A 10,754-nucleotide genomic window follows, 5' to 3' on the forward strand; every position below is an offset into this window, starting at 1 on the left:
CCATCCGTACCTGGAGCCTCATGGAAAGTATTGTTTCTATCGTGGGTATTATCGCCATTTTTATTCTCAATTATTTTATTGCTTAAACTGGTTGAGTTAATTATTTTTGATACCAGCATTACTTCTTTGTGGCATCATCGTTGTGTCACTCACTTGTACTGCATACCTTTTTTGAACTTTAATTATGTAACAGGCTCTAACATTAACAGAATAAGCCTTTGCGGCTTAAACTAATTATTCTAATATTTGAATTAACTCAAACTTTTTTTATTTTAAATTATTTTTTATGACGCCAGATGAACAATTTGAACAACTGAATCTTACACTGCCACCGGCACCAACACCCCTGGGTGTGTACAAACCTTTTTTAATTGTAGACAATCTTTGTTACGTTTCAGGCCATGGTCCGTTGCTAAATGATAAAACGCTTATTAAAGGCCGCATTGGGGCAGACATGAATATGGAAGAGGGAAAGAAGGCCGCAGAGCAGGTAGGCTTAGCCATCCTTGCCACCTTAAAACAAAACCTGGGTTCGTTTAACAAAATAAAAAGGGTGGTCAAAGTATTGGGTATGGTTAGTTGTACCAGTGATTTTGAGAGGCATCCTTATGTTATAAACGGGTGCAGCGAATTGTTTGCAAAAATATGGGGCGAAGACAATGGCGTGGGCGTAAGAAGTGCTGTGGGCATGGGTTCGCTGCCGGATAATATTCCTGTTGAGATTGAAGCCTTGTTTGAACTGGCCTGATTTTTATAAACTATGCCTGTCTTTTTTTAAGGGTGTTTGAATAATTTATTTACTTTAACTGAATAAATATGGACTGGTTTACAATTAAAAATATTGATGCGATAGATTCGCCTGCGCTGGTTATTTATAAAGACCGGGTAATCGAAAATATACAGCTCCTGAAAGGAATGGTAGAGGGCAAAGTGGAGCAGCTTCGTCCCCATGTAAAAACAAATAAAATAGCCGAGGTATGCAGCATGATGCTGGATGGAGGCATCACCAAATTTAAATGCGCTACCATTGCAGAAGCAGAAATGCTGGCCATGATAAAAGCGCCGGATGTATTATTATCCTACCAGCCTGTTGGCCCTAAAGCAAAACGTTTGGCTGCCCTGGTTGAAAAATATCCGGCAACAAAATTCTCAACTGTAATTGATAATATTCACGCAGCAGAATACCTATCACAGGTATTTTCCGAAAAAAAATTATTTATCAACCTGTTCATTGATCTCAATACCGGCATGAACAGAACCGGGATTATTCCTGAACATGCCACACAGTTATTTGAAGCCGTTCAATTATTACCATCTATTAAAATTATTGGCCTGCATGCTTATGACGGGCAAATCAGGGATACCGATCTTACACTTCGCAAACACAATGTAGACAAGGCTTTCAGCAAAGTGTTGATTCTTGCTGCAACTATTGAAGCGCTTTCTAAAGAGCCGCTTACAATTGTTGCAGGAGGTTCACCCACGTTTCCGGTATATGCTGACAGAAAGGAGGTGGAATGCAGTCCGGGTACATTTATATTTTGGGACTGGGGCTACAAACAAACCATGCCTGATGAACCGTTTAACTATGCGGCATTGGTAATAACAAGGGTTATCAGTATTGTGGATGAACACACCATTACAACCGACCTCGGTCATAAATCTGTAGCAGCCGAAAACCCTTTTCCAAGAGTACATTTTTTAAATGCCCCGGAAGCCACACCCATCTCACAAAGCGAAGAGCACCTGGTGGCGAAAGTTCCCGATGCGTCTTTATTTAAAACCGGCGATGTGTTGTACGGTGTACCCGTCCATATTTGTCCTACGGTTGCTTTGTATGAAAGGGCGATTGTAATTGAAAATAATACGGCCGTACAAGAATGGAAAGTGATTGCCAGAGATAGGAAAATTACGGTGTAATTAAGCAAAGGGTGAATTTTATAACGGCTGAAAAGGAGGATTTTTAGAAATACCCTGTAGTTTATTTTTCGCTACAGCATCTGGTGAGTATTTAAATTTCTACTCTAAAAAAATATACTAAGCATGTTTACAATTGATGCTCATTTAGACCTTAGCATGAATGCAATGGAATGGAACCGCAACCTGCGTTCCTCCATTACAGATATCCGGGAAAGAGAAAAAAACCATTTCGATAAGCCGGACCGTGGTATGGGTACAGTTAATTTTGCCGAACTGCGAAAAGGGGATATTGGATTGGTAGTTGCCACCCAGATTGCCCGGTATGTGGCACCTGAAAACAAATTGCCTGGCTGGCATTCAGCAGAGCAGGCCTGGGCGCATACGCAGGGGCAACTGGCCTGGTACAAGGCCATGGAAACCGCTGGCGAACTGGTTATGATTAAAGATAAAATTGGTTTGGAAAAACAGCTTGCCTTGTGGAATAATGGCGAATCCAATGATACAAAACCGATCGGGTATATGCTTAGTCTGGAAGGAGCCGATTCATTGGTTACACTGGATAATTTACATACTGCTTATGAGTATGGTTTGCGTGCTGTTGGTCCTGCGCATTATGGCCCGGGACGCTATGCAAATGGTACAGATGCAACCGGGCATTTAAATGAGCAGGGGAAAAATCTGTTAAGGGAAATGGACAAACTTAACATGATACTCGATTGCACACATTTATGCGATGATGCATTTTGGGATGCGTTGGAAATTTTTACAGGCCCGGTTTGGGCAAGTCATAATAACTGCCGGGCACTGGTAAATCACAACCGGCAGTTTAGTGACGACATGATAAAAGCCTTGATTGAACGCGGCGCAGTAATTGGCGGCGCCTTTGATGCCTGGATGATTGTGCCGGGCTGGGTGCGGGGAAAATCCTTACCACAACAAATGGATTGTACCATGGAAAAAGTAATTGATCACCTGGATCATATTTGCCAGCTGGCAGGCAATGCAAATCACGTTGGCCTGGGAACTGATCTGGATGGAGGATATGGTAAAGAACAATCTCCATACGATTTGGATACCATTGCCGACTTGCAAAAAATCCCTGCCATGCTTTTAAAAAGAGGCTATTCAAAAGAAGCAATTGAAAATATCATGCATGGCAATTGGCTGCGGTTGATAAAGAATACGTTTAGTGAATAGCCCAGGCTTCAGCCTGTGAATAGCCCCAGGCTTCAGCCTGGGATAAGATTATTTTGGTAACGCATGTATCAATTCTAAACCGGTGGCAGTGCGTGGCTTAAATCCGGTCCAGCTCTTTTCGTTTGAATGTTCCGGTACATCTAAATATTTCCCATACTCTTTTTGCTTCAAATAAATTCCTACAAAGGCGGTTACAAAATGCTGGTTGATATTGTTAATGCGGTATTCGTTCCAGGAAGGTTCGGCGTAATGGTAATATTCATTAAAAGAAACACCGGCTTTTAAACTTGCAGCCGGCGGTGGATTGGGTGCCACATTGTGTCTTCCATTTTCGTAAGTTAAAAGGTAACGGTTGGCATTTACTGCGCCTTTATAAATGGCTTTGGTTCCATCTTCATAACCTGATACATCATCCAGATTGCCGGCTACAAATAAGGTGGGAACTTTTAAGCCCTGTAAACCTTCCGCATCCCATACACCACGCTGCATGCCCCAGGGCGCAAAAGCAACCACTGCTTTAATTCTTGAATCGTAAGAAGCTTTAAATTCATCGTTATTGGTGGTGCGTACTTTTATGGCGTTACTTCCCCCCGTCATTTGCGAAAAACTGGTGTCAAACTTATTGCTGTATCCGGCACCTGCTGCATTTAAAACTCCGTAACCGCCCATAGAATAACCTATCAGCGCCGTATTATCAGCATCGGCCAAACCAGTTAAAAAGTTTTTACTGCCAGGCTTTGCCAGATCGGCTAATTCGTTTAAAACAAACAAGATATCTTTTGCCCGGTTAAGCAATGTACTTTGAAAAGGAGAGCGGTCGCTATAAGTAGATTCAGTATGGTCAATCGCCACCACCACATAACCTTTTGATGCCAGGTTTTCGGTAAGATAGGTTAGCAACAATCTTGAACCGGGGTAGCCATGTGACACAATGATTAAAGGAAATTTTCCTGCTGAAAGATCAGGTGTGGCATCACGCAAAGCCCTGCCGTTAAAAGAAAATGGAATCAATGGCCTTGCAGAATCTTTCCATAAACCTAACGTGCTGTTGTAAGAAACCAATGCTGTTTTTCCGGGTGGAATAATGGCCGGGTACCATACCTCTATTTTTAAGTGCCGGTTGTACAATGGTGCTGTGCCTCCTTTTGACTGCAGGATATCCACCTGGTTTTTATGTATCAGTTCCAGTGTTCTTACGCCAACTTTATAATCTCCCCTAACAGATAATTCGGGGGCATCGGGAAGTGCATCCCCAATAATAAATGAAGGATCGTTCACCTGGGCAAAACTGCAGGTGGTAATTAGAGCTAACACAAGTATCGTTAACAGTTCTTTGGAGAAAAATAATTTCATGGCTGATATTTAAAATTAAATGTTGCAATCGTTGTTAATCTGTACAAATTATAAAGATTGAAAATACTCATTCATTTTCATTTGGTGCATAAAAAAGTTTATATAAACCAGGGCAGGTATTCTTTGCCTATTCACAGGTTCTGTATCCCTGATGTTAAATAGTGCTTACCACTTGTTGCCGCAACTTTTACTTTTTGTTCTTTATTTGTGTTCGTGAAGCTGATCGGTGACTGCCGAATTTTAATCAGAGCAATAACCACTTCATAAAATGGTTACAATAATATCTTATTATGAAAGCATACTGGTTAATCTGTAAAAAATCTGTCATCTTACATTAATGCTAATTGGCTGGTTTCTTTAAAAGGGTAATTTTTCTTTCCTTTTTTGGATTCATTATTTCTGACAGTTTATCAAAATCTTTTCGATAAGATAAGTTAACACCGGTTTTATTTCTTTGGCCAATAAAATCGTAATTGGTACGGTTAAATGCAACCACCCGGATACTACCATCTTTATTGATAATAAATTCTGCGGTTATATCAGGGGTTACCAGCACATTATTATTGGTGCGATTAAAATTTATGTAAGGGTTATTATAATCTACATTCACACCTGCAGAAATGATAATCCTTCCTTTTAGTAAGGTAAAAATAAAACCACTTTTGGCAGCCGCCTGCAACTGTGCAACGTTGGCTTGTAAGTCGATTGCAGATGAACCGTAGCTGGTATTTAAATCAAAATACAGCGAGGTATTCTTAATATATTTTTGCAAAAATTTATTAAAAAATCCCGACAGTGCGCTGGATACCATCCCACCAATGGTGCTGTATAAAATATTGGTACCGCTGCTGGCAGTAATAAATCCCTGCGTACTGCTAACGAATGTATTAAACAGCAATAAAGAAGTAACCTGTTTGTTCAGCTCATTCTTATCATCCTTAAATTGCTGCAGCCTTTTACTTATAAAAAAGTCACTTCTTAACTGGCTGTTTTCGGGTAATTGAAATTCAAAATCAATAGCAGGTTTCAAAAGACTTTCTGTTAAATGTGCCAATACCCGTACGTCGCTTTTTAAATTAAAGGAACTGCTATTACTACTACCTGTACTGGTAATGTTATTGGTGGATAAACTGCTGAAATCGACATTGCTGGCAAGATATTCTGCAATGATATCTATCTGTGCATTTACAGGATCACCGCTCCAGGTAATACTTCCGCTGTTTACTGTAAAATATTTTTTCAGGTAGGTCTGAAAATTAAAAGTGTATTCACCTTTTGTAATTTCATACCTGCCATTGATGGAGAGTGGCTCTTTATTGCCCACCCTTATCTTCAGCAAGCCATTGCCTTCTCCTTTAATAATATCGCCGGTAGATTCATCCAATATCACATCAATTTTACAGGAAGGATTTGCAGTAAGGGCCATGTTAACTACAATGTTGCTGGATAACCTTCCTTTGTAGGTATTTTCCATCTGGCTACCAAACTGTATAAAATCTATGTAGTCTACTATGCCACTTTCTACACTGGCGCCGCTTAATAAATAGATATGGCTGCTATCTGTTCTGGAAGGTTCACCGCTGATGTCCATGGTAATATCTTCTGCACTGCCACTAAGCAAAAGGGTTGCTTTGCCAATTACTTTACCGTAAAAAGTGTTATTATCTTTTTTGGTGGTATTAAGTACCAGCAGTTTTTTAGTTTCCAGCCGGATATTATCAAAGCCAATATTATCAAAAAACCGATGGTATATTTTTCCGCTTAGTGTGGCAGAATTGTTTAAAGTATCCGTTAAGTTAATGGTGCCAAAATCTATTTCATCCGGATTAAAAATTACCGTTTCATTCTTAAAGGCATATTTACATTGTGTGTAAATAACCCTGAGCGATCCTTCTGTAATATTTGCAGTTCCCGTTACAGACAAATGTTTTGAATTACCAAAAACCCGGAGGTTGCTTGTGTTGGCTGTTCCTTTAATATCGCTAAAAATACCGTTCAGGTAGTTATTTAAAATCTTAAGGTCTAATTTTTCCGATACGAGCGCTATGTACACCTGTTTATCTGTAGAATCTTTTGTATTGTAACTGCCTTCAATATTAAAATGATTAAGCGGATCTTCTGCACCTGTTTTAAATTTTGCAATTCCGGTAACCGTGGAGTAACTGGCAATGGCATTTACCACACCAATAGAATCTCCGTCAATACTAAATTTATCTAATTGGGTATCTGCCTCAATAAAAAGGTTACCCAAAGGATCAGCTATTCGAACGGTACCGGTAACCTGTCCTTCCAGCCGGGGATTTTTTAGTACCAGTGGCAGCAGGTCGTCAATGCTTACTTTTTTAAGTTTAACAACAATGTCGTTTGAGTTCCCTGTTCCTGATGGTTCTGTGGAAATTTTGATTTCCTGATCGCCCTGTAAAAAATTTACTTCGCTGGCACTTACCTGTGTTTTACTTAACACAAGTTCTCCATCTTTTTCCAGTTGCCATTTTTTGTCATTTATTATAAACGAGCTGGGTGAAAAATGAATTTTTACACCATCCTTCATCGTTTGTACCTGGGCATTAATGTCAGCACTGCTCAGATTTTTACTGGCACTGGTATTAAGGCTTATATCCGTTAAATCTTCGTGTGACCTGAATACAAGTTTGGTAGCAGGCAGGTGTAAACTATCGTTGATCTGCACATCGTCCAAATCAATTTTTGCAACTAAAGTATCAAAATTACCCGTTCCGTTTAAACGGATATTATTGAATATTTTTCCATCATAACTAAAATCGGGTATGGCAGCAGTTACATTAAACTGGTTATCATTCAGCTTTAGGTTGCCTTCAATCATCGTGTTATCAAAACCTTTTAATTTATGGTTCAGCAATTGCATGTAGCCGTCTACTTCTTTTGTTTTTATACTAAAAGAAAAATCCTGGTCGCTTACAGTATACTTAGGTTTATCGATATAAGAAGGAAAGTAGCGGCTTAAAAAAACCTTGAAAGCATCGGGTAATTCCTTGATGGTAAATTTGCCATCCACTTCTGCTTCTACATTATTGCTGGTAAGGGTTAAAACTTTCGAATCGTTCAGAACAGAGGAATGCAATATCAGCGAATCGAAACTTAAGGGAGTATTGTTATGTAGCAAAACGGCATTGTAGATTTTTGCCGTACCCAAAAAGTTATCAATATTGCTGCCGGTAAAATCCAGGTTGAAATGACCATTCAGGATAAAGTCATCCTGGGTTATTTTTAATTTTTTAAAATCCGCTTTTGCAAGATCAGCGTCAAAATTAAATTGTGGTTCTTTGCCGGTGAAATCTATGCTGCCTTTAAGATCATTTAGTATTAAATTGGAATCGTTAATACTGGCCGAGCCATTAAATAATTTTTTACCAAAATCGGCTTTGATAGCAATGTTCTGGTAAGTATATCCGGCAAATTCTACACTCCCGATATTGCCATCAAAATTGGCAGCAACTTCTTGTGAAGAAAATCCCACACCATTTAATTTACCGTTGAATACAATCTTACCCAAATCTGCAGTATTAATAAATTCACCCAGTTGAAATCCTTCGGTTGAAATTTTCCCCAGATAAATGGCGGATTTATTGCCGGGAATTTTCATATTTACATCTCCGGTAACCACGCCCAGGTTGGTTTTGATGGTACCAAAAGCAACAAAATCTTTTATAAAACCAGTAAAATTTCCTTTATAACTGATATTGCCCAATTTGGCAAGATTAGGTTGTGTTACTGTTTTTAACGAAGGAAGAAGCGTAGAAAGATCAGCAACTGTTGTCTTTAATTCATTGGCTCCAAAATCAATAAAAGTGTTTTCAATATCCGGAAGTCCTCTTAACGTAATATCACCATCAACAAAACTGTTGGCGCTTTTAATCAACATTTTATTTACACTCAGGTTATCAACAGTTCCTTTGGCAATTCCTTTTAATTGAAATATTCTTTTCCAGTCTTTTGTTTCGGGGGCAAAAAAAGCAAGATCATCACTGTTTAATTCACCGTTTACAAAATTGGCATTCATTTTTACACTATGTAAAAAATCGCCCATGTCTTTATTAAAGCCACGGTAATGCATGGCAAAATAATTGCCCAGCCTGCTTTTGTTTGTAACCAGTTCCAGTTGTTTGTATTCCATTATCTCCGGTGTAAACTTCAGCAAAGCCTTTAATTTTTTTACTTCAAATCCACTGCGTTCTTTTGTGGAAAGATTAAAATCGGTAGTGAGCGTATCTTTCTCAAAATGAATATTTTTAAAATCACCTGTGATGTTGGCAAAGCGCAGGTGCGCACCATCAAACTGGTCGGAAAAAGGCGCTCTTGCTGTTTGCTGACCGCTGCTAAAAACACCATTACTGATGCGTACATTTTTTACATTCATAACCCAGCCGGCATTGTTCCAGCGATAGGCGGTAGTGCTTGCATCTGGCCGGGTCGTATCTTTCGGAATGTGCATTTTCTCTCTGTTACCTGGATAGTCAAACATCGAAAATTCGGGACCATCAAATGTTAGTGTATTGAGGTTGATTTGTTTTTTATCAAGGTTGATATCATCGGCCAGTAAGTCGAGTTTTTTTATCCCAATGGTCATATCATGCCCAGCCCATTTATCTAACTGGTTAAACCTGATATTATGCAACTCAAGAATTTTTATATCAAATTCTATCCCGCCTTTTTTAGTGGATGATTTTTTAGGAGAAGCAAAGTAGTCAAGCAGAAACTGGTAATTCCAAACCGAATCGGTGCGCTGCATGTTTACCACCGTATTGGTAAGCGATACATATTGTAAGGTGGCTTTATTTTTTAAAAAGAACCAATCGGTAATATTGATTTTAGCACTGCCGGCATACAGAAGCGTATCTTTTTGGCGGTCTTCTACCAGCAGGCCACGCAAGTCCATCTTATCAAAAAAACTATAGTCAATTCTTTGTATCCTTACTTTGACTTTCAGGTTATCCGATAACTTTTCAGATACGGCTGATACGATTGTATTTTGTACAAACGTAAGTTGAAGCGTAAACCAGATAAACATCACCATGCCCAGCAGCCATAAAAAAAACCAGGTTTTATGTCTTGCTTTTTCAAAAGTATAAAACCACAAACCCAGCCACGCAGCAATGGTAAAACCAAATGCCCAGTTTCCATACACGGGTTTTATGTAAACCAGCAGCATAGCAAGAACCAACCAAAAAATCAGTGCAAGAGAGAACCATTTTATTATGTTGAGAAAAGTACGCAGAGAAATGAATGAATTTATACAAAAATAGCGTTTCGTCACCTATGGGCAAATTCAGCACCAAATATAATTTGTTTTATAAAGTTAAATTGTTTGAAACAGCAGGGCAGACAGGATTATTTTTTTGCAAAAAGCAGGTGGTTGTATTGTTGCGATGCATCGTTTGCAATAGAGAGTGTTCGCCAATCGCCGTCTTTAATAATTTTAGCGAGGTAAATAATTTGTCCAACATGGCAGGGATAATGCGCCAGTTGCCGGTTAATGGCATCCATAACAAGCATACTTTCCTGGCGGATGTAAATGGTTTTTAATAAATCGGCAGGAGTAAGTTGTTGCAGGGTATTTAAAAAGCAAGCCCAGCCTTTTTTCCAAAGGTCAGTTAGTTGTGGTTGGGTTAATGGTTGTGCGTCAAATTCTTTGTCCCGGTTGCGCCAATCCTTTTCGCCATCAGTGGTTAAAAAATCGGTCCAGCGGCTCAGCATATTTCCGGCCATGTGTTTAATAATTACAGTGATGGAATTACTCTTTTATTGGGTGCAAAATGAAAATCAGCTGTGCTGAGTTGCCCAAATATTTTATCGCCGGGTTCTTTGTAGTAAGTAACTTTTTTAATGACTGATTGAAGATAGGTAGTGGCTAAGTCCATGGGGTTTGTTTTGCAAAGTTTAGTTTAATTCTTCAGTTTTAATTGTATTACCATCCAATGATTTCATTAGAGGAATAGCAATCTTATTTAGCTGTGTTGGTCTTTCACTTTACTATACTTGCTGGAGAATTAATTCTGTTCGCAGCAACATCCTCGCTGGCCTGTGTGTTAGCCAGGGAACTTGCTACGAATGTACAGTAGTAGTGACTCCCAATAAATGCTACAAAACCACCTAAAGGCCGGTGTCGCTGAACAGCGTAAAGCCCCCGTCACTGCTGACCGGGGCTCATACCTTTTGCGTTTTATGTTGGGCCTTTTTAAATCCGGGGGCTTTCAGCTATACGACTTAATATTACCGGCAGGGCTATTATGCGTTTTGCATTTTCG

At 39.3% G+C, this 10,754-nt stretch carries 7 protein-coding genes; 3 read left to right on the top strand and 4 right to left on the bottom strand.

Translation table 11 applies throughout. The features are described from left to right. Positions 1 to 286: 286 nt before the first annotated feature. The 3 genes from H7254_RS03510 to H7254_RS03520 all read left to right on the top strand — a co-directional run bounded on the left by H7254_RS03510 (position 287) and on the right by H7254_RS03520 (position 3,117). Positions 287 to 748, top strand: coding sequence for a RidA family protein (locus H7254_RS03510; RefSeq protein WP_301931667.1), 462 nt, complete (start codon positions 287 to 289; stop codon positions 746 to 748). A gap of 68 nt (positions 749 to 816) precedes the next feature. Next, complete coding sequence (locus H7254_RS03515) at positions 817 to 1,920, top strand: D-TA family PLP-dependent enzyme (RefSeq protein ID WP_301931668.1); 1,104 nt, start codon at positions 817 to 819, stop codon at positions 1,918 to 1,920. 123 nt (positions 1,921 to 2,043) lie between these two features. Then, positions 2,044 to 3,117: a dipeptidase gene (locus tag H7254_RS03520; protein WP_301931669.1), complete on the top strand. Its 1,074-nt coding sequence runs from the start codon at positions 2,044 to 2,046 to the stop codon at positions 3,115 to 3,117. Positions 3,118 to 3,165: 48 nt separating this feature from the next. Here the strand turns inward: H7254_RS03520 and H7254_RS03525 are convergent, their stop codons facing one another. From H7254_RS03525 to H7254_RS03540, 4 genes are all read right to left on the bottom strand, one after another. Beyond that, a complete protein-coding gene (locus tag H7254_RS03525) occupies positions 3,166 to 4,470 on the bottom strand; it encodes an alpha/beta fold hydrolase (protein WP_301931670.1) in 1,305 nt (434 codons plus the stop codon). 340 nt (positions 4,471 to 4,810) lie between these two features. Then, on the bottom strand, positions 4,811 to 9,634 hold the full coding sequence (locus tag H7254_RS03530; protein ID WP_301931671.1) for a translocation/assembly module TamB domain-containing protein: 4,824 nt from the start codon (positions 9,632 to 9,634) through the stop codon (positions 4,811 to 4,813). A gap of 203 nt (positions 9,635 to 9,837) precedes the next feature. After that, positions 9,838 to 10,215: a DUF1572 family protein gene (locus H7254_RS03535; RefSeq protein ID WP_301931672.1), complete on the bottom strand. Its 378-nt coding sequence runs from the start codon at positions 10,213 to 10,215 to the stop codon at positions 9,838 to 9,840. Between the two features lie 11 nt (positions 10,216 to 10,226). Continuing rightward, positions 10,227 to 10,367, bottom strand: a complete 141-nt coding sequence (locus H7254_RS03540; protein WP_301931673.1) for a hypothetical protein — start codon at positions 10,365 to 10,367, stop codon at positions 10,227 to 10,229. Between the last annotated feature and the right edge of the window lie 387 nt (positions 10,368 to 10,754).

Source organism: Ferruginibacter sp. (assembly GCF_014377975.1).
Taxonomy (GTDB): Bacteria; Bacteroidota; Bacteroidia; order Chitinophagales; family Chitinophagaceae; genus Ferruginibacter.